The organism is Streptomyces sp. NPDC001920, from assembly GCF_053594495.1.
This window is the reverse complement of record NZ_JBSFEP010000011.1, coordinates 61,195-80,097: the sequence shown is the minus strand read 5'-3', so window position 1 is coordinate 80,097 and position 18,903 is coordinate 61,195. Positions and strand designations below refer to the sequence as shown.

Below are 18,903 nucleotides of genomic sequence, written 5' to 3'. Positions count from 1 at the left end.
GTCGATCTGGAAGGATCCCGGCATGCCCGCATCCCCGAGCACCGCCCGGGCCATCAACGACCGGCTCGCCCTGCGCCTGCTCCAGCAGGAGGGCCCGTTGACGGCAGGGCAGTTGAAGCAGCTGACCGGCCTGTCCCGGCCGACCGTGGCCGACCTCGTCGAACGCCTCACCGCTGCCGGTCTCATCGGGGTGGTCGGCGAGGCCGGGGAACAGCGGCGCGGGCCGAACGCCAGGGTGTACGGCATCGTCGCCGACCGCGCCCATCTGGCGGCGCTGGACGTCCGTACCGAGGGCGTCTCGGTGGTGGTGTCCGACCTCGTGGGGGACGTGCTCGCCGAGGCGTCGGTACCGATCGGCGGCGACACCGGGACGGGGCCCGCGGTGGAGCAGGCCGTGGCCCTGGTGGAGCGCGTGGTCAAGGAGGCGGGGGCCGACCGGCTGCACACGGTGGGCATCGGCGCGCCGGGCCTGATCGACCCGGGGACCGGCGAGCTGCGCGACTCCACCGGGCTGCCCGAATGGCATCGCCGCCTGGTGGCCGCCCTTCAGGAGCGCTTCCCCGAATCCCGCGTGACCGTCGAGAACGAGACCAACCTCGCGGCCCTCGCCGAACAGCGCGACGGAGTGGCCCGGGACCGGGACACCTTCGTCCTGCTCTGGCTGGGCCACGGCACGGGCGCGGCCGTCGTCCTCGACGGCGCACTGCGCCGCGGCGCCTCGGGCGGCACCGGCGAGATCGGGTTCCTGCCGGTGCCGGGGACCAGGGGGCTGCCGTCTTCCGGGGGCTGCGAGGGGGGCTTCCATTCGCTGGCGGGGGCGGCGGCGATCGTGGAACTGGCGGGAGCGTACGGGGTGACCGCCGAGGGAGTCGCCACGTACGAGCCGGAGGCGGCGGGGGTCGTCAGAGCGGCTGTTGCGCTGGCGGGAGTTGAGGCCGACGCCCGCACCGGGGCCGAAACCGGAGCTGCAGTGGCCGCCGCAGCCGACATCAGAGCCGAACCCGAACCCGACCCCCAGCCCCGGCCCGAAGCACCCGTCGGCCCCCGCGCCGCCGCACGCGCCGCCCGATTCCTCGACGCCCTCGCCGACCGTGTCGCCATAGGCGTCGCCTCCGTGGTGGCGATCCTCGACCCCGGCTGCGTGGTGCTCGGCGGGGAGGTCGGGCAGGCCGGCGGTGAGGTGCTCGCCCGGCGGGTCGAGGAGCGGATTCGGCGGATGTCGCCGCTGGTGACGGTGGTGCGCCCCAGCAGCCTCGGCGGTGGCGCCGTCCTGCGTGGAGCGCTGCTCACCGCACGGGACACGGCCCAGGACGAGCTCTTCGCACCGCGGGGCCGCTGAGACCGCGGCTCCGCCGTGGACCGGTGGTTCCGCGGAGCGGTCGGCGCCGCCGCGCCGGACAGCTGCCGGCCTCGGTGCTGCGAAAGCGCGGCGTCAGGCTTCCCGCCGCCCCGCGAGCCGTCCTTGCAGATACTCCTCGAACGTGCCCTTGCCCACCGCGAGCCCGGGGGCCAGATGCCCTCCCGAACGAAAGCCCCGGTACGCCTTGCCCCACAGCGGCACGCTCACCACACGTCGCCTGCGGCCCGTCGCCTTCAGATAGGCGCGGGCCAGGGAGTCCAGGGACCGCACCTCGGGACCGCCCATGTCCTCGACCCGTCCCGCGGGAGCGCTGACGGCCAGGCCGGCGAGGCGGTCGGCGACCTCCGCCACCTCGACGGGCTGGTCCCGCACCCCGGCCGGCACCAGCATGACCGGCGACCTGGACAACATCCCGAACAACTGCGCGATCAGGTCGTGGAACTGCGTCGCACGCAGCACCGTCCAGCCGAGCCCGGACTCCTCGACCAGTCGTTCCACGGCCAGCTTGCTCCTGTAGTAGCCGAACGGCACCCGGTCGACGCCGACGATCGAGATGTACACCAGATGCCGGACACCGGCCTCGCGCGCCGCCGCGATCAGCCGCGTGGCGGCCTCCTCGTCGCCGCCGCCCGGCGAGGACGCGCAGTGCACGACGGTGTCCACGCCCGCCATCGCCGCGTCCAGCCCGGGGCCGCCCTTGCGCAGATCGACGGCGTACGGCTGGGCGTGCCGGCTGAGCACCCGCACCTCGTGCCCGTCCGCGCGCAGCCGCTCGGCGACGAGCCGGCCGAGCGTTCCGGTGCCGCCGGTCACCAGGATCGTGGTCATGTCGTTCGGTCCCTTCGGACGCCGGGCGCTCCCGGATGGAGCCGCCCCTCGTCAGCTGGGACCGAATACCCGGTGCGGAATGTGACATCCGGCCTACGGCGTCTTCTGCGCCCCGGTCAGCTGACGGCCCGCGAACGCCAGCTTGTCGGGGTTCACCACGGCCCGGGCGTGTACGACGAGACCGTCGCCCAGTTCGAGCACGACCAGGCCGACGAGCGTGCCGCCCGCCCACGCGGCCACCGCGGGCTCGCCGTTGACCTCGGCCGTGGTGAAGTGCACGCCCTCCATGAACCGCTCGACCAGGCCCACCAGGAGACGGGACACCTTCTCCCGGCCCTCGACCGGCCGCCGGGCCGCCGAGACCTTGCCGCCACCGTCGCTCGACCAGACCACGCCGGCCGCCAGCACCTTCTCCAGGCGGGCCAGATCACCCTCCCGTGCCGCAGCCACGAAGGACGCGACCAGTTCCTCCTGCCGCTCGGGAGTCGACTCGAAGCGCGACCGCGGCTCACCCACCCGCCGGACCGCCCGCCGGTACAGCTGACGGCAGTTCGCCTCGGTCAGGTCCAGCGCCTCGGCGATCTCCCGGTGGCCGTACGCGAACGCCTCCCTCAGCACGTACACGGCCCGTTCCGTCGGGGTGAGCCGCTCCAGCAGCACCAGCATCGCCATGGACACGGCGTCCCGCTGCTCGGCGGACTCCAGTGGCCCGAGCGTGCCGTCCGAGGTGACGACGGGTTCCGGCAACCAGGGCCCGACGTACTGCTCGCGCCGGGCCCTGGCCGAGGTCAGCCGGGTCAGGCAGAGGTTGGTGACGACCTTGGCCAGCCAGGCCGCCGGGTACCGGATGGCGCTGCGGTCGGCGCCGCTGAAGCGCACGAACGCGTCCTGGACGGTGTCCTCGGCCTCGTCGGCGGAGCCGAGCATCCGATAGGCCAGCCCGAACAGCCGGGGGCGGTGCGTCTCGAACTCGTCGGCGGTGGCGGTCGTCATGACGGTCACCCTGCCAGAGCTGCGGCGAGCGGGTGTGGGCAGACCCGGCGGCGGGCAAGGGCCGTCGTCACCGCCACCGGGCCGTCTTGGCGGATCGGTCCCGTCGACCCTAGGAGGACTAGACCACTAAGGTCAATAGGTATGGACCAATTCCGGTGCGGGGTGGTCGACCCCGTGGCCTGTGAGGCACCCCACAGCATTCGCACGCATGGACGTCTGGCGGGCGTGGCACACTGGCCCTGTACCAGAAGCAGCGCACTCCGGGGTCGGTGAAAGTCCGAACCGGCGGTTACAGTCCGCGACCCGGTCGCCTCCAGCGGCCGGTTGACCAGGTGAAATTCCTGGACCGACGGTTAAAGTCCGGATGGGAGGCAGTGCGCGGCGGGCGGGCATTCGTGCGCGCCGCCGTACCGGTTCGTCCATGGGACGAGCCCTGTCCGGCGTCGCCCCCGGCGTCCCTGCTCGTACATTCTGTCGTCATCGACAGCCCCGGAGTCCGTGCCCCACGAGGCAGGAGGACCCGGGAAGTGTTCACCGGAATCGTCGAAGAGCTGGGCCACGTCACGGCCGTCGAGACCCTCGACGACGCCTGTCGCTTCCGACTGCGCGGTCCCGTCGTCACCGAAGGCGCCAAGCACGGCGACTCCATCGCGGTGAACGGCGTCTGCCTCACGGTCGTCGACCACGAGGGCGACGAGTTCACCGCCGACGTGATGGCCGAGACCCTCAAGCGGTCCAGCCTGGGCGTCCTCACCGTCGGCTCCCGCGTCAACCTCGAACGACCCACCGCCGTGGGCGCGCGCCTCGGCGGGCACATCGTGCAGGGCCATGTGGACGGCACCGGCCGGGTGCTGGAGCGCAAGCCGTCCGAGAACTGGGAGCTGGTGAAGATCTCGCTCCCCGCGGACCTCTCCCGGTACGTGGTCGAGAAGGGCTCCATCACCGTCGACGGCATCAGCCTCACCGTCGTCGACGCCGGAGCCGACCACTTCACCGTCAGCCTCATCCCCACCACCCTCGACCTGACCACGCTCGGCCTGAAGCAGCCCGGCGACCCGGTCAACCTCGAGGTCGACGTCATCGCCAAGTACGTCGAGCGGATGCTGGGCGACCGGCTCTCCTCCGAAGGGGCGGCGGCCAAGTGAACTCGCTGAACTCCGAGGCCTTCACGCTCTTCGGTCAGCACATCCTCTGGTCCGACATGGTCGGCAACCTCTTCGGCCTCGCCGCCCTCGCTCTCGGCTGGCGGCGCTCCCTGTGGACCTGGCCCGTGCAGTTCCTCGCCGGCCTGATCCTCTTCGGAGCCTTCTTCGGCCACCTCACCGGCAGCGCCGGCAAGCAGGCGGTCGTCATGGTCGTCGCCCTGTACGGCTGGTGGCAGTGGCAGCGCGGCAAGGGCCGGGCGGAGGACGGCCACATCGCCGTACGGTTCGCCACCTGGCGTGAGCGCGCGGCGATGCTCGCGGCGGCAGCCGCCGGGACGGTCGCGGTGGCGCTGCTCTTCAAGGCGTACCCGACCCTGTCCTGGGACCCCTGGCCGGACGCGTACATCTTCGTCGGCACCATCGTCGCCATGTACGCCCAGGCGCGCGGCATGGTCGAGTTCTGGTTCGCGTGGCTGCTCGTCGACCTCGTCGGCGTGCCCCTCAACTTCGCCAACGGCTACGCCTTCTCCGGCTTCGTCTACGTCATCTACGGCGCACTCGCCCTGTGGGGCATGCGCGACTGGTGGCTGCGCTCCCGCGGGGACGCGCGGCCCGTCCTGGAAGGAGCGCCGGCATGACCACGGCACCCGTTCTGTACAGCACCGAAGCGGTCGAGGACCTCACGCTCGACCCCGTCGAGCAGGCCATCGCCGACATCGCTGCGGGCCGCCCCATCGTGGTCGTCGACGACGAGGACCGTGAGAACGAGGGCGACCTCGTAATCGCCGCCGAGAAGGTGACCCCCGAGATCGTCGCCTTCATGATGAGCGAGTGCCGCGGCCTGATCTGCGCGCCCATGGAGAGCGAGGAACTGGACCGGCTGGGCCTGCCGCAGATGGTCGACGACAACACCGAGTCGATGAAGACCGCGTTCACCGTCTCCGTGGACGCCTCCGCCGCCCACGGCGTGACCACCGGCATCTCGGCCTCCGACCGCGCCACCACCCTCCAGCTCCTCGCGAGCGGTACCGCCGAGCCGGCCGACTTCGTCCGCCCCGGCCACATCTTCCCGCTGCGTGCCCGGTCCGGCGGCGTACTCGTCCGCGACGGCCACACCGAGGCCGCCGTCGACCTGGCCCGGCTCGCGGGACTGCGCCCGGCCGGTGCCATCGTCGAGATCGCCGGCGAGGACGGCGAGATGCTGCGGCTGCCCGAGCTGATCCCGTTCGCCCGCAAGCACGGCCTGACGATCATCTCCATCGAGGACCTGATCGCCCACCGCCGCCGCGTCGAGTCCCCGGCACCGGCCGGGCAGGAGCCGGCCCCGGCCGAGCGGGAGCGGACCCTCCCCGGCCTGCGGACCGCTCTCTCCGGGCAGCGCCGGCCGGCCGAGCCCCTCGTCCGCCGCGAGGCCGAGGTCCACCTCCCCACCGCCCACGGCACCTTCACCGCCTACGGCTACCGCTCCACCGTCGACGGCGTCGAACACGTCGCCCTCGTGCACGGTGAGATCGGTGACGGCGAGGACGTCCTCGTGCGCGTCCACTCCGAGTGCCTCACCGGAGACGTCTTCCACTCCCAGCGCTGCGACTGCGGCCCCCAGTTGGAGGCGGCCCTGGAGCGCATCCAGGCCGAGGGCAGGGGAGTGGTGGTCTACCTGCGCGGCCACGAGGGACGCGGCATCGGACTGATGTCCAAGCTGCGCGCCTACGAACTCCAGGAGCGCGGTCGCGACACCCTCGACGCCAACCTCGAACTCGGTCTGCCCGCCGACGCCCGCGACTACGGCGCCGGCGCGCAGATACTCGCCGATCTGGGGGTGACGAGCGTCCGCCTCCTGACCAACAACCCGGACAAGACCGACGCGCTCGTCGGCCACGGCATCAAGGTCACCGACCGCGAGCCGATGCCCGTACAGGCGGGCGAGCACAACCTGCGGTACCTGCGCACCAAGCGCGACCGGATGGGACACGACCTGCCGTGGCTGGACCCGGCACCCGCGGCCTCCCTGGCCACCTGCACCAACCAGTAAGAGCACACCGAGGAGACGCAAGAACGTGAGCGGCAAGGGCGCACCGGAGCTGTCCGTACGCAATGTGGGTGACCTGCGGGTCGCCGTCATCGCGGCACAGTGGCACGAGAAGGTGATGGACGGTCTGGTGGACGGCGCCCTGCGCGCCCTGCACGACCTGGGAATCGACGAGCCGACCCTGCTGCGGGTCCCCGGCAGCTGGGAACTCCCGGTGGTCGCCAAGGTCCTCGCGGGCCGCGGCTACGACGCGATCGTCGCCCTCGGCGTCGTGATCCGCGGTGGCACCCCGCACTTCGAGTACGTGTGCCAGGGCGTGACCCAGGGCCTCACCCAGGTCTCCGTCGAGACCGGCGTCCCGGTCGGCTTCGGCGTGCTGACCTGCGACACCGAGGAACAGGCCCTGGACCGGGCGGGTATCGAGGGCTCCAACGAGGACAAGGGACACGAGGCGGTGACGGCGGCGGTCGCCACCGCCGCCACCCTCCGCTCAGTATCTGAACCGTGGCGCTAGGTGGAGCGGCACTACGCGTAGAGTGGGCGCCACCATGTCCAAGAAGACGTTCGAGGAGCTCTTCACCGAGCTCCAGCACAAGGCCGCAAACGGCGACCCCGCCACTTCCCGCACCGCGGAACTGGTCGGCAAGGGCGTCCATGCCATCGGCAAGAAGGTCGTCGAGGAGGCCGCCGAGGTCTGGATGGCCGCCGAGTACGAGGGCAAGGAAGCGGCCGCCGAGGAGATCTCGCAGCTGCTCTACCACGTCCAGGTGATGATGGTCGCTCGCGGCATCTCCCTCGACGACGTCTACGCCCACCTCTGAGCACCAGCACCCAGCACACCCGTAAGAGCGAACGAAGGAAGCCGACCTCATGCTGCGCATCGCCGTCCCCAACAAGGGTTCACTGTCCGGCCCTGCGGCGGAGATGCTGCATGAGGCCGGCTACCAGCAGCGCCGCGAGTCCAAGGAACTGCGCATCGTCGACCCGGAGAACGAGGTCGAGTTCTTCTACCTCCGCCCCCGCGACATCGCGATCTACGTCTCCTCCGGGCAGCTCGACATCGGCATCACCGGCCGTGACCTGCTGATCGACTCCGGCGCCGATGCCGAGGAGATCCTCCCGCTGGGCTTCGCGCGCTCCACCTTCCGGTTCGCCACCAAGCCCGGCACCGTCGGCGACGAGCTCGCGGACCTGAAGGGCAAGACGGTCGCCACCTCGTACGAGGGCATCGTCGCCAAGTACCTCGCCGACAACGGCGTCGACGCCTCCGTCGTCCACCTCGACGGCGCCGTCGAGACCGCCATCCAGCTCGGAGTCGCCCAGGTCATCGCGGACGTCGTCGAGACCGGCACCTCGCTGCGCAATGCCGGACTGGAGGTCGTCGGCAAGCCGATCATGAAGTCGGAGGCCGTCGTCATCCGCCGTACCGGCGCGGACGGCGAGGAGCCCAAGGTGCAGCAGTTCCTGCGCCGCCTCCAGGGCGTCCTGGTCGCCCGGACGTACGTGATGATGGACTACGACTGCCGCGTCGAGCAGCTGGAGAAGGCCGTCGCCCTCACCCCCGGCCTGGAGTCCCCGACCGTCTCGCCGCTGCACAACGAGGGCTGGGTCGCCGTGCGGGCCATGGTTCCGGCCAAGGAAGCCCAGCGCATCATGGACGACCTGTACGACATCGGCGCCCGGGCCATCCTGACCACGGCCATCCACGCCTGCCGCCTCTGAACCCGGGAGGCCGTACGCCGATGTCCGAAGTTCCCACCCTGCCCGTCACCTTCCGGCCGGGCCGCACCCGGGCCGTCCTGCTCACCGCGGGCGTCGCCATCTTCGTGGTGATCACCACGGTCGCCCTGCTGCTGGAGCGGCTCAGCCCGGGGGAGCGCCTCAGCTTCGTCTTCACCGCCGCGCTGATGTCCGGCGTGCTGGCGATGCTGGCCCGGGTGAAGGTCGTCGCCGACGAGAGCGGCGTGACGGTGGTCAACATCGCCACCAGGCGCCGGCTCGACTGGGCCGAGATCGTCCAGGTGAACCTCCGCCCGGGTGATCCCTGGGTGTTCCTCAACCTCAGCGACGGCACCAGCCTGCCCGCGCTCGGCATCCAGCCCGGCATCGCCAAGGAGCGCGCCATCGCCGACGCACGCGCCCTGCGGGCCCTCGCGGAAGCCCGTTCCCTGCGCGAGCCCGGGGAACCGCGGGGCTGACTCGGTGACGTTCACCCTGACGTAAATCCCCGTGTCTTGATTAATCTGTTGGCGGAGGCGTTTCCATGGCGCCTCCGCCTCTGATGTTCCGAGCGGACTCCAGAGGTCCCCCCTGCTACCCGAGGAGTGATTCCCTCCAGCGATGGACGGATCGTCCTGTAGTACCTGCGCCGCCCCCTCCCGACATACCGGGGCGGCGGCATCATGAGCGTCCCCCTGCTGCTTCTGGCGGCCGCGTTCGTCCTGATCCTCGCCAACGGCTTCTTCGTGGCGGCCGAGTTCGGCCTGGTCACGGTCGAGACGACCGACGCCGAGAAGGCCGCCGCCGAAGGCGACCGACGAGCCCTGCGGGTCGTCGAGTCGCTCAAGGAGCTGTCCTTCCAGCTCTCCGGCACCCAGCTCGGCATCACCATCACCTCCCTCGTCGTCGGCATGCTCGCCGAACCGGCGCTCGCCCAGCTGCTGGGCGGCCCCTTCAGGGCGGTCGGCATCCCCGAGGGTGCCGTCCCCGGTGTGGCCGTGGGCGTCGGCATGCTGCTGGCCTCGGCCGTGCAGATGGTGATCGGTGAGCTGGTGCCCAAGAACTGGGCGGTGTCCCGGCCGATGCAGGTCGCGCGCTTCGTCGCCGGCCCGCAGCACGCCTTCGCGCGGCTGTTCCGACCGGTGATCGCCGGGCTGAACTCGGTCGCCAACCGTCTGGTGCGCGCCATGGGCATCGAGCCCGCCGAGGAACTGGCCTCCGCCCGCACCCCCGGCGAACTGGTCTCCCTCGCCCGGCACTCCGCCCAGGCGGGCGCCCTGGAGCAGGACACCGCGGACCTCTTCGTCCGGACCCTGTCGCTCGGCGAGCTGACCGCGCAGCACGTCATGACGCCGCGTGTGAAGGTGAGCGCGCTGCAGTCGTCGGCGACCGCCGAGGACGTGGTGAACCTGACGCGGGCGACGGGCCTGTCCCGTTTCCCGGTGTACCGGGAGAAGATCGACGAGATCGTCGGCATGGTCCACCTGAAGGACGCCCTGGCGATCCGCTCGCGTGACCGGCTGCGTACCCCGGTCGGCCGTATCGCCCGCCCCGCGCTCCTCGTCCCCGAGACCCTGCCGGTCCAGCCCCTCCTCGCCCAGCTGCGCAGCGAGCAGCCCATCGCGGTCGTCGTCGACGAGTACGGCGGCACCGCCGGGGTGGTCACCCTGGAGGACATCGTCGAGGAGATCGTCGGCGAGGTCCGCGACGAACACGACGACGTGCTCAACGAACCGGCCGAACTGGCCGCCGCCCCACCGGAGGACGGCCGGCCCGCCTGGGACGCCGACGGCAGCTGCCGGGTCGACATCCTCCAGCGCATAGGGCTCGACGTGCCCGAGGGACCGTACGAGACCGTCGCCGGGCTCGTCGCCGACCTGCTCGGCCGGATCCCCGCCGTGGGTGACAAGGCGGAACTGCCGGGCTGGCGGCTGTCGGTGCGCCGGGTCGGCCACTACCGCGCCGAGCGCGTCCGGCTGGTCCGGACCGGGGCCGTGGTGGAGGTCGCCCGATGAGCGTGCTCCAACTCCTCTTCGCCGCGCTGCTCGTCCTGGCCAACGGTTTCTTCGTCGGCGCCGAGTTCGCCCTCGTCTCGGTCCGGCGCAGCCAGATCGAACCGCTGGGCACGGCGCGCGCCCGCCAGGTGCTGTACGGGCTGGAGCGGCTGCCGCAGATGATGGCGGCGGCCCAGTTCGGCATCACCGTCTGCTCGCTGACGCTCGGCGCGGTCGCCGAGCCGACGGTGGCGCATCTGCTGGAGCCGGTGTTCGAGTGGATCCATCTGCCGCACGGCATGATCCACCCGCTCACCTATGTCATCGCGCTCGCCGCGGTGGTCTTCTTCCATCTGGTCATCGGCGAGATGGTGCCGAAGAACCTGGCGATGGCGGCTCCGGAGAAGGCCGCGCTGTGGCTCAGCCCCGGACTGGTCTGGTTCGCCCGCCTCTGCAAGCCGATCACCGTGGCCCTGGGCGCGGTCGCGCAGGCCGTCCTGCGGCTCTTCCGCGTCGAGCCGAAGGACGAGATCGAGGCGGTGTTCACCAGCGAGCAGCTCAACCGGCTCGTGGAGGACTCCGGCCAGGCGGGCCTGCTCGACCCCGAGGAACAGGAACGTCTCGGGGACGCCCTGGAGCTGGGCTCCCGCCCGGTGACGGACGTGCTCCTCAGGCGCGAGTCCCTGGTCACCGTCAGCCCCTCGGTCACGCCGGGCCAGATCGTCGAGCTCACCGCCCGTACCGGGTACTCCCGTTTCCCGGTGGCGACGGAGAACGGCGCCTTCATGGGCTATCTGCACGTGAAGGACGTACTGGACCTGGAGGAGTCGGAACGGGCGGTGCCGCAGCAGGTGTGGCGGCCGATGACGACCCTGCGGTCCGAACTGCCGCTCGACGACGCCCTCACGGTGATGCGCCGCGCCGCGACCCACCTCGCGCAGGTGGCCGACGCCTCGGGCAAGGTCCTCGGCCTGGTCGCGCTGGAGGACGTACTGGAACTCCTGGTCGGTGAGGTACGGGATCCGGCTCACCGCGACCTCGCCGAGGTACGGGTCACCGGGCCGCGGCTGAACAGCGGGGAGCCGGAGGAGGCGCTGGCCGGCTGACGCCGGTGCCGTGCCGCGGGGTCCGTCACATCGCCGACGGATCCTGCGGCCCCCTCCCCGACAGCACCTCCCCGTACGCCTGCATCAGGTCCGGGAGCCGAAGTGTCGACAAGTCGTCCCTCGTCAGCGCCCCGGGATAGGTCGAGAGCCGCAGATCCCGGTAGGCGCAGCTCTTCTCGTACAGCGTGCGCAGGAACCGTCCGTTCCCCAACTCGTCGATCCACCCCTGGCTGACCACGTGCCCGGCGATCGACCGAAGCTCCTCCAGTGCCTCCTCGTCCCACACGTCCCCGTTCTCGGCGGCGAGCACCTCGCCGATCGACGTCAGTTCCAGGGGCCGGTACGAGGGGAAGTCGACGCGGGTCGTGAAGCGGGACGACAGGCCCGGGTTCGCGGCCAGCAGGCGGTCCATGCCCTCCGGATAACCGGCGAGGATCACCACGAGGTGGTCCCGGTTGTCCTCCGCCCGCTTCAGCAGCACCTGCAGGGCCTCGTCGCCGTACGCGTCGCCCTTGCCGTAGCCGGTGTTGGAGAGGGAGTACGCCTCGTCCACGAAGAGGACCCCGCCGAGCGCGGAGTCGATGAGCTCGTTGGCCTTCACGGCGGTCTGGCCCAGGTACTCGCCCACCAGGTCGGCCCGCTGGGCCTCCACCAGGTGGTCGCCGCCGAGGAGTCCGAGAGCGTAGAACACGCGGCCCAGGATGCGGGCGACCGTCGTCTTGCCGGTGCCCGAGGGGCCGGAGAAGACGAAGTGCCGCTTGGGCGGCTGCACCGGCAGACCCTGCCCGGCGCGCAACCGGGCCATGTTCAGCTGCGCGGACAGGGCTTTGACCTGGCGCTTGACGGGCTCGAGACCCACCATGCGCTCCAGCTCTGCGAGCGCCTCCTCCAGCAGGGCCGGGTCGGTGGGCCCGGCGGGCAGCGGCTGCGAGGACAGGGCCGTCTTCTCGCGCACCGCCGGATCGACCACCGACGGCAGCGGACCGGCCGACGGCAGATCGGGGTCGGGGAACCTGAGGTCCCGCCCCTCGGTGCCGAAGAGCGGGTCGAGCCCGTCGGGGCCGTCCGCCATGTCCTGCCCGACCCCGGTGAGCGTGATCGCCGCGAGGTCGGCGGTGTCGTCGTACCCGTCGCCCTCGGCGATCGCCGCGAGCCGGGCCGAGGTGTCCATGAAGGCGGGGTCGACCCGGTGGACGGCGCGGTAGAGGGGTAAGGCGGCCGCCGACCGGCCGGTGCCCTCGTACGCACGGGCCAGCCAGTACCGCAGTTCCTTGCGCTGCGGCTGCTCGCTGCGGCAGCGCATCAGCGCGGCCGACAGCAGCGGTTCGGCCTGGCCGTACATCTCCAGCCGCACCCGCGCCATGCCGCCGAACAGTCCCGCCTCGATGCCGAGCATGGGGTCGTCGAGCAGCGGGTCGGTGTGCCGGACGAGCTGCTCCCAGTCCTTGACCAGATAGGCACGGCACGCGTGCAGGAAGCGGACCTGGTGGTCGGCGTCCACGGGAGGCAGCCCGGCCAGCGCCCGGTCCAGCTCCGGCACATGCCGTCCGTCCAGCCAGTGCGAGGCGTGGGCCAGCAGCAGATCGCGCGGGCTCTCCAGCACCGGCTGCACCCACCAGCCCAGCCAGTACCAGGAGTTGATGGTCCGCCGGTGCCGGGAGCGCTGTTCCCCGAAGCGGTCCCGGTGCCGGAACATCCGCAGCAGCGCGGTCGTCGTGTCGACGCGCAGCGCGTGCAGTCCGAGCCAGCCGTCGGCCATCCCGGGATCGATGCGTACCGCGGTGCGGAACTCCTCCTCCGCCTGCGGATACGCCCCCATCGTGTAGGCGTCCACACCTCGCAGCCAGGCGAGGTCGGCCGGGGCCTCGGGGCCCTGCGTGCCGAAGTCCATCACGTCCCCCACAAACCGTGCCCCCGTCGGTTGGCCGACCGCTCGTCCGCCGGCCGCCTTGTTCGAACGGCCGTACCGCGAACCGGAGTTGCAACGGTGCGCAGAGCGGCCGTCCGTAGGTCGCACCGAGGGCATCGTACCCGCGGGGGCATGGCCCGCCCCAGGGTGCCGCACAGGCCGTTCGGCGAGGTGGGAGCAGATGGGGCGCAGGGGCGCTCGGTGACCGAGGGTGATCGGATCACGCCTCTCGGCGCCCGGAGAAGTGGGGTGAGGACAGAACGAAGCCCCCGATCACGGGGGAACAACCGGGGGCTTCGCGTCCTGGGGCGGCCTCGATTGGCCGCACATTGAGAACGTAAGTCCTGTACGGCCCCCGGGTCAAGCCGAGTTGAAGCACTCCGGGAACTTGTCCCGCAAGGCCTTTCACGCGTTCAGCACATTGCCGTTGGATCGTCACCCAGGGTGAGGGGATGGTTCGATTCAACGGTCCCGGCAGGCCCGTTGAGCACCTCGTACCCCTTGCCGCACTGCCGAATCAGAAGATCGGCGAACGGCCGGGACGGGTCGTCGGCGAAGTGCCTTCGCTCCGCCTCGACCCATCCCGTCCAGAACTCCCGCTGCTCCTCCCCGTCGCGGGCGCGGCCCCGTGACCAGGACTCCTCGCGCGGCAGCTCCATCCACAGCAGCCGGGCGAGATGAGGCCGCAGCGCGCGGCGGCCGGCGCCGACCCCCTCGATGACGATCACCGGCGCGGGCGGCACGGTGAGCGGCGGTCCGAAGCGGCGGGCCCGCCAGTCGTAGGGGGCGTAACGGGCGCTCTCGCCTCGTGCGAGCGGTTCGATCACCTGGGCCAGCAGGCGTCCGGTCCACTCGAACAGTTCGCCGTGGCTCGCGATGTCGTCCAGGTGCAGCACCGGCGCGGCGCCCAGTGAACGGGCCAACCGCCCGGCGAACGTGGACTTTCCGGAACCGGCGTGCCCGTCCACGCCGATCAGGCGGACCGGGCCGCAGGACGGGGGGAGGCGACGGAGCCGGGTGGCGAGGTCGTGAATCGTTTTTCCCGGGGTGAGGTGGAGGTCGGCATATTTCGTTGGAACATTCTAGTAGCGGGTGAAAGCGGGTGACGGCACCGGTGGGGGAGGGGAAGGGAAAAGGTGTCGCTTTGAACTAGCCGGCAGATTGCGCATTGGCACCGAAAAACTCCGGCCGCCACAGTGAAATCTACGTTCCGGTTGAGGCCCACGCTGAGTAAGGTGCCTGGTGCGCAACTGTGAGGTGCCGTTACGGGGGATGGGCTGGGGCAGATGGCCGCGGGGTTATTCGAGGGGCAGTATGTGTGGCATCCGGCGGCCGACGACCGTGTGCTCGCCAGCGTATGCGTCGATGTCCGCGCCGGCCGTTTTCTGAGCGCCCGTGACGCCTTGGCCGAAACCCATGGCGACTTCGCCCTGCGCGCGCACCGCTCCCTCGTGCTCGCCTCGGAGGCCGCCGACTCCGACCTCGTGGAGCGCTGGCTCGCCGAGGAGCCCGGCCCCGAGGCGGCGCTGCTGTGGGCGCGGGTGGCCGTGCTGCGGGCGCTGCGCGCGGCCGACGCGCGTGACCCGCGGACCGAGGCGCTGGAGCGGATAGCGCTGGCCGCCTGCGAACGTGCCGCCGCCGCGGACCCCGCCGATCCGACGCCCTGGGTGGCCAAGCTGGCCATGGCCCGGCTGCACAGGCTGCGCGACCGGGCACCGCGCGGACTGCTCACGGCACCCCCGGGGCCCTGGCGCCTGTTCGCCCACGTCCTCTCCCTCGACCCCTGGCACCGTGAGGCCCACCACCGCTTCCTGGCCTGCTTCTTCCCCCGGCACGGCGGCTCGGTGACCGCAGCCTGGGACGTCGCCGCCTTCCTCGGCCAGCGCGCGCCGGCCGACTCGCCGCTGCGCCTGCTGCCGCTGGTCGCCCTGGTGGAGTGCTACGACCCGACCCAGCTGCTCGCCGACCGTGTCTGGGAGCAGCCGCAGTGGACCTCGACCGCCCTGGCGATCCACCGGAACTGGCTGCCCACGGTGGCCGAATACCGCTTCACGCCGGTCCTCGACCTGGCCTACCTCGCACACGGCCTGGTCATGTCCCGGCGCGAGGAGGAGGCATGCGCCGCCTTCGCGGCGATGGGGCCGTACGCCTCGCGCATGCCTTGGTGCGTCTTCGGCGACCCAGCCGAGCAGCTGTCCCGGGCGCGTCGCGCCTGCGGTCTGCCGGTACCGGCCGTCTGACGTACCGCGACCCCCCACCCAAGAGAAAGGTCCGACCGTGTCTGAACGGATAACGGCCCCGCGCGGCAGAGCGCGTGGGGAAGCGGATCCGCTCCTGCTCGACGACGACGCGACCCTGCATGCGATGGGTTATCCGAGAAAACTCACGCGGCGCTTTCAGGCGTTCGACAATTTCGCCATCTCGTTCACCATCATCAACATCATCTCGGGAATCTTCTCGGGCTTCGGGTTCGGCCTGAACGCGGGCGGCCCGAGCATTCTCGTCTTCGGCTGGATCGGTGTGTCCGTCATGGTGCTCTTCGTGGGGGCATCGATGGCGGAAGTCGCCTCGGCCTATCCGACGAGCGGCGCGCTGTATTTCTCCGCCGGAAAGCTCGCCAAACGGCACAAGGGCGCCTGGTCCTGGTACACGGGCTGGCTGAACTTCGTGGGCCAGGTCGGCGGCACGGCCGCCACCGGGTACGCGGCCGCCACCTTCCTCCAGGCCTTCCTCGCCCTGCAGTGGCCCTCGTACGAACCGAGCCCGCACCGGACCGTGCTGCTCACGGCCCTGATCATCGTGCTCCAAGGGCTCGCCAACACCTACACCGTGCACCTGGTCGCGATACTCAACCGGATCTCCGTCTGGTGGCTGCTGATCGGGCTCGTGGTCATCGTGAGCACTTTGATCGTCGTGCCCGATCACCATCAGCCGGCGTCCTTTGCCACGCATTTCGTGAACAACACCGGTTTCACGAGCGCCCTTTACGGCGGCATGCTGGGCCTGCTCGTCACCAGTTGGACCTTCACCGGCTTCGACGGCAGCTTCCACATGTCCGAGGAAACGGTCCGGGCGACGGTGAACGCGCCGAGAGGGATCACACGCGCCATCGGCTGGTCGGCGATCACGGGCCTGGTCCTGATGCTCGCACTGGTCTACAGCATTCGTGACTACGACCGTGTGGCGAGCGCCGACGCACCGCCGGTGCAGATCCTGATCGACGGACTGGGACTCGGCACCGCGAAGGCGCTGCTGCTGATCGTGATCGGCGCCATGCTCTTCTGCGGCCTCGCCAATCTCACCAGCAACACCCGGCAGATCTTCGCCTTCTCCAGGGACGGTGCGATGCCCGGTTCCCACTGGTGGCACTCGGTCTCACCACGCACCCGCACCCCGGTCAAGGCGGTGTGGCTGGCGGTCGCCTGCTCGCTGGCCCTCGTGCTGCCGGGCTGGTGGTCGCACACCGCGTTCACGGCCATCGTCAGCGTCAACGTCGTGGGGCTGTTCCTCGCCTACGCGGTCCCGATCCTGCTCAGGCTGCGCCTGGGTGACGAGTTCCAGCCAGGGCCCTGGCACCTGGGCCGCTGGGGCCGGCCGGTCGGGGTCGTCGCGGTGACATGGATCCTGCTCAGCAGCACCTTGTTCATGCTGCCGCACGCCTCGCCCGTCACCGCCGACTCCTTCAACTACGCTCCGATCGCCCTGGCCGTCGTCCTGGTCGTGGCCACCGTGTGGTGGTTCGCCAGCGCCCGCCGCCGCTTCCACGGTCCGGTCAGCTACGGCCGGCCCGACGAGGTCGCGGCCATGGACGTCGTCTGACGGTCATGCACCGGTCTCGGCGTACGCCGTCGCGGTGGCGTACGCCTTCGCGGCGCGGCGCGCCTTCCTGGCGCCGTACCCTCCCGCGGTGCCGTACGCCGAGACCCCGCTCGCTCATCTCGCCGCGCAGAAAGGGTCGTTGAGGCTCCTGGGCGGCCGGCTTCCATCAGTGGTCCATACCAATATTCGTAGGCGCGCCCGGAGTCCAAGTGCTGGCAGAGCGTGCCGCCTGCGGCCATAGTTGGCGGACAGCCGTGCACAGGACCCGCCCGACTCGGACACCTGGGGGTCTTCGCCCATGAGCAGAGCCGAACAGCCGTCCCGCAGAACCGTCCTGGCGGCCGCGGTCGCCGCAGCCGTCGCCGGCGGCGCGGGCCGTGCCGCAGCCGACACCGGCGCCGAAGGCGTGGCCGCCGCCCGGGTGGCGGCCCGTACCGTCGACAACCGTGCCTGGACCACGTACCCCGACTGGCGTTGCGGCACCGGCCGGGGCACGCGACCCGTCCCGGGCCCACGCCCCGGCCTCGTGATCGCCGCTCCGGCCGGCAGCATCGACTACACGGACCCGCACACCGGCCGGACCGCCCGCTGGGAGTACGCGACCTGGACCTCCCCGGTCCACCGGCTCGGCGTCCCCGCGACCGAGGTGATCGCCTCCTGGAACGCCCACACCCCCGACGGGACCTGGCTGCAGATCGAGCTGCAGGGCACGTACTCCGACGGGACCGCCACCCCCTGGTACGTGATGGGCCGCTGGGCCGCCGGCGACCAGGACATCAGGCGCACCTCCGTCGACGACCAGAGCGACGGCAGGAGCAGCATCTGGACGGACACCTTCGCCATCGACGACCCGGCCACCGGACTGCGCCTGACCTCGTACCGGCTGCGGCTCACCCTCTACCGCAAGCCCGGCACCCGGCTCACCCCCAAGGTGTGGCGGGTCGGCGCGATGGGCTCGGACGTCCCCGACCGCTTCACCGTCCCCGCCTCCACCCCCGGCCTCGCCCACGAGCTGATCGTCCCGCGCTATTCGCAGGAGATCCACATCGGCCAGTACCCGGAGTACGACAACGGCGGCGAGGCCTGGTGCAGCCCCACCTCCTCGCAGATGATCGTCGAGTACTGGGGCGGCCGGCTCACCCCGGAGCAGCTCGCCTGGGTCGACCCGTCGTTCGCCGACCCGCAGGTCTGCCACGCGGCTCGCTTCACCTTCGACTACCAGTACGAGGGGTGCGGCAACTGGCCGTTCAACGCCGCCTACGCGGCCACCTTCAAGGATCTCCAGGGTGTGGTCACCCGGCTCGGCTCCCTCACCGACCTGGAGACGCTGATCGCCGCCGGCATCCCGGCCATAACGTCCCAGTCCTTCCTGAAGGAGGAGCTGACCGGGGCGGGGTACGGCACCGCGGGGCATCTGATGACCGTCATCGGCTTCACCGCCGAGGGCGACGTGATCGCCAACGACCCGAACTCGCCGACCAACCAGGCGGTGCGACGCGTCTACAAGCGTCGCGAATGGGAGAACATCTGGCTGCGGACCAAGCGGTACAACGCCGGCGGCAAGGTGGTCTCCGGCACGGGCGGGGTCTGTTACCTCTACTTCCCGGCGTGTCCGTCGCCCGGTCAGCGTCGCGCGCTCGCCGCGGTGGGCGTGCGCTGAGCCGCCGGGTGTGAAGGGTGGAAGGGCCCCGGGTGACCGGGGCCTTTGCTGTGAGCAACGTCTCTGCCGCAAAGGCCCAGGCCGATGGCAAGGTGGGGCATATGACCGCGCACTCAGTCACAGCCGCCCGCATCGGTACCGGCGGCCCCAAGGACGACGGCCCCAGGATCGTCGAGCACGTCATGGGCTGGACCCTCGTCGTGGTCGTCGCGATGCTCGTCACCCAGCTCGGGTTGCTGTGACCTGACCCACACAGGACCTCATCGGCGGACATATACCGCCGCGGGCCGGGGCGCTCTCATCAAAATCGATCAGACTCGAACGGTCGGGTGGCGCAGGTC

Annotated in this window: 18 protein-coding genes and 1 riboswitch; of the genes, 14 read left to right on the top strand and 4 right to left on the bottom strand. The window is 71.1% G+C overall.

Translation table 11 applies throughout. The annotated features are described in order from the left end of the window. Nucleotides 1-22 precede the first annotated feature (22 nt). Nucleotides 23-1,339, top strand: coding sequence for an ROK family transcriptional regulator (locus ACWCPI_RS19945; protein ID WP_451039371.1), 1,317 nt, complete (start codon nt 23-25; stop codon nt 1,337-1,339). Nucleotides 1,340-1,432: 93 nt separating this feature from the next. Here the strand turns inward: ACWCPI_RS19945 and ACWCPI_RS19940 are convergent, their stop codons facing one another. Then, entirely contained in the window at nt 1,433-2,188 is a 756-nt protein-coding gene (locus tag ACWCPI_RS19940) for an SDR family oxidoreductase (protein WP_451039370.1), read from the bottom strand. A gap of 93 nt (nt 2,189-2,281) precedes the next feature. Continuing rightward, a complete protein-coding gene (locus ACWCPI_RS19935; RefSeq protein ID WP_451039369.1) occupies nt 2,282-3,181 on the bottom strand; it encodes an RNA polymerase sigma-70 factor in 900 nt (299 codons plus the stop codon). Between the two features lie 251 nt (nt 3,182-3,432). Continuing rightward, nucleotides 3,433-3,563: riboswitch (FMN riboswitch) on the top strand. A 145-nt stretch (nt 3,564-3,708) separates the two neighbouring features. Between ACWCPI_RS19935 and ACWCPI_RS19930 the strand changes: the two genes are divergently transcribed. The 9 genes from ACWCPI_RS19930 to ACWCPI_RS19890 all read left to right on the top strand — a co-directional run bounded on the left by ACWCPI_RS19930 (nt 3,709) and on the right by ACWCPI_RS19890 (nt 11,174). Further along, complete coding sequence (locus ACWCPI_RS19930; protein ID WP_451039368.1) at nt 3,709-4,326, top strand: riboflavin synthase; 618 nt, start codon at nt 3,709-3,711, stop codon at nt 4,324-4,326. After that, nucleotides 4,323-4,964, top strand: a complete 642-nt coding sequence (locus ACWCPI_RS19925; protein ID WP_451039367.1) for a nicotinamide mononucleotide transporter family protein — start codon at nt 4,323-4,325, stop codon at nt 4,962-4,964. Before ACWCPI_RS19930 ends, ACWCPI_RS19925 begins: the two co-directional genes overlap by 4 nt. Then, nucleotides 4,961-6,358 carry a GTP cyclohydrolase II gene (ribA, locus tag ACWCPI_RS19920; RefSeq protein WP_451039366.1) on the top strand — a complete coding sequence of 466 codons (1,398 nt, stop codon included), beginning with the start codon at nt 4,961-4,963 and terminating at the stop codon, nt 6,356-6,358. The genes ACWCPI_RS19925 and ribA overlap by 4 nt, the downstream gene beginning before the upstream one ends. A gap of 25 nt (nt 6,359-6,383) precedes the next feature. After that, nucleotides 6,384-6,869 (top strand): 6,7-dimethyl-8-ribityllumazine synthase, encoded by a 486-nt coding sequence (gene ribH, locus ACWCPI_RS19915; protein ID WP_003988915.1) that lies wholly within the window; start codon nt 6,384-6,386, stop codon nt 6,867-6,869. A gap of 34 nt (nt 6,870-6,903) precedes the next feature. Further along, nucleotides 6,904-7,176, top strand: coding sequence for a phosphoribosyl-ATP diphosphatase (locus tag ACWCPI_RS19910; protein ID WP_031486114.1), 273 nt, complete (start codon nt 6,904-6,906; stop codon nt 7,174-7,176). 49 nt (nt 7,177-7,225) lie between these two features. After that, a complete protein-coding gene (gene hisG / locus ACWCPI_RS19905) occupies nt 7,226-8,077 on the top strand; it encodes an ATP phosphoribosyltransferase (RefSeq protein ID WP_388807187.1) in 852 nt (283 codons plus the stop codon). Between the two features lie 20 nt (nt 8,078-8,097). Continuing rightward, nucleotides 8,098-8,553 carry a PH domain-containing protein gene (locus ACWCPI_RS19900; RefSeq protein WP_451039365.1) on the top strand — a complete coding sequence of 152 codons (456 nt, stop codon included), beginning with the start codon at nt 8,098-8,100 and terminating at the stop codon, nt 8,551-8,553. 204 nt (nt 8,554-8,757) lie between these two features. Continuing rightward, nucleotides 8,758-10,089, top strand: coding sequence for a hemolysin family protein (locus ACWCPI_RS19895; RefSeq protein ID WP_451039364.1), 1,332 nt, complete (start codon nt 8,758-8,760; stop codon nt 10,087-10,089). Further along, nucleotides 10,086-11,174 (top strand): hemolysin family protein, encoded by a 1,089-nt coding sequence (locus ACWCPI_RS19890; protein ID WP_451039363.1) that lies wholly within the window; start codon nt 10,086-10,088, stop codon nt 11,172-11,174. Before ACWCPI_RS19895 ends, ACWCPI_RS19890 begins: the two co-directional genes overlap by 4 nt. A 25-nt stretch (nt 11,175-11,199) precedes the next feature. Here ACWCPI_RS19890 and ACWCPI_RS19885 read toward each other — a convergent pair whose 3' ends face one another. Further along, on the bottom strand, nt 11,200-13,065 hold the full coding sequence (locus tag ACWCPI_RS19885; RefSeq protein ID WP_451039362.1) for an AAA family ATPase: 1,866 nt from the start codon (nt 13,063-13,065) through the stop codon (nt 11,200-11,202). A gap of 431 nt (nt 13,066-13,496) precedes the next feature. Then, nucleotides 13,497-14,117: a uridine kinase family protein gene (locus ACWCPI_RS19880; RefSeq protein ID WP_451039552.1), complete on the bottom strand. Its 621-nt coding sequence runs from the start codon at nt 14,115-14,117 to the stop codon at nt 13,497-13,499. 252 nt (nt 14,118-14,369) lie between these two features. On the opposite strand from ACWCPI_RS19880, the gene ACWCPI_RS19875 reads away from it, so the two are divergent. The 4 genes from ACWCPI_RS19875 to ACWCPI_RS19860 all read left to right on the top strand — a co-directional run bounded on the left by ACWCPI_RS19875 (nt 14,370) and on the right by ACWCPI_RS19860 (nt 18,804). Then, nucleotides 14,370-15,323, top strand: coding sequence for a hypothetical protein (locus ACWCPI_RS19875; protein ID WP_451039361.1), 954 nt, complete (start codon nt 14,370-14,372; stop codon nt 15,321-15,323). Between the two features lie 37 nt (nt 15,324-15,360). Then, complete coding sequence (locus tag ACWCPI_RS19870) at nt 15,361-16,902, top strand: amino acid permease (RefSeq protein ID WP_451039360.1); 1,542 nt, start codon at nt 15,361-15,363, stop codon at nt 16,900-16,902. A gap of 298 nt (nt 16,903-17,200) precedes the next feature. Further along, the gene (locus ACWCPI_RS19865; protein WP_451039359.1) at nt 17,201-18,562 is read left to right on the top strand and encodes a peptidase C39 family protein; all 1,362 of its coding nucleotides are present in this window, start codon (nt 17,201-17,203) and stop codon (nt 18,560-18,562) included. Between the two features lie 101 nt (nt 18,563-18,663). Next, entirely contained in the window at nt 18,664-18,804 is a 141-nt protein-coding gene (locus tag ACWCPI_RS19860; protein ID WP_451039358.1) for an SCO1431 family membrane protein, read from the top strand. Nucleotides 18,805-18,903 lie beyond the last annotated feature (99 nt).

Coding starts and splice junctions, on each gene's coding strand:
- ACWCPI_RS19945 (WP_451039371.1), top strand. CDS start 23: ATGCCCGCATCCCCGAGCACCGCCCGGGCCATCAACGACCGGCTCGCC.
- ribA (WP_451039366.1), top strand. CDS start 4,961: ATGACCACGGCACCCGTTCTGTACAGCACCGAAGCGGTCGAGGACCTC.
- ACWCPI_RS19895 (WP_451039364.1), top strand. CDS start 8,758: ATGAGCGTCCCCCTGCTGCTTCTGGCGGCCGCGTTCGTCCTGATCCTC.
- ACWCPI_RS19865 (WP_451039359.1), top strand. CDS start 17,201: ATGAGCAGAGCCGAACAGCCGTCCCGCAGAACCGTCCTGGCGGCCGCG.
- ACWCPI_RS19885 (WP_451039362.1), bottom strand. CDS start 13,065: ATGGACTTCGGCACGCAGGGCCCCGAGGCCCCGGCCGACCTCGCCTGG.
- ACWCPI_RS19860 (WP_451039358.1), top strand. CDS start 18,664: ATGACCGCGCACTCAGTCACAGCCGCCCGCATCGGTACCGGCGGCCCC.
- ACWCPI_RS19900 (WP_451039365.1), top strand. CDS start 8,098: ATGTCCGAAGTTCCCACCCTGCCCGTCACCTTCCGGCCGGGCCGCACC.
- ACWCPI_RS19940 (WP_451039370.1), bottom strand. CDS start 2,188: ATGACCACGATCCTGGTGACCGGCGGCACCGGAACGCTCGGCCGGCTC.
- ACWCPI_RS19875 (WP_451039361.1), top strand. CDS start 14,370: ATGGCCGCGGGGTTATTCGAGGGGCAGTATGTGTGGCATCCGGCGGCC.
- ACWCPI_RS19935 (WP_451039369.1), bottom strand. CDS start 3,181: ATGACGACCGCCACCGCCGACGAGTTCGAGACGCACCGCCCCCGGCTG.
- ACWCPI_RS19910 (WP_031486114.1), top strand. CDS start 6,904: ATGTCCAAGAAGACGTTCGAGGAGCTCTTCACCGAGCTCCAGCACAAG.
- ACWCPI_RS19890 (WP_451039363.1), top strand. CDS start 10,086: ATGAGCGTGCTCCAACTCCTCTTCGCCGCGCTGCTCGTCCTGGCCAAC.
- hisG (WP_388807187.1), top strand. CDS start 7,226: ATGCTGCGCATCGCCGTCCCCAACAAGGGTTCACTGTCCGGCCCTGCG.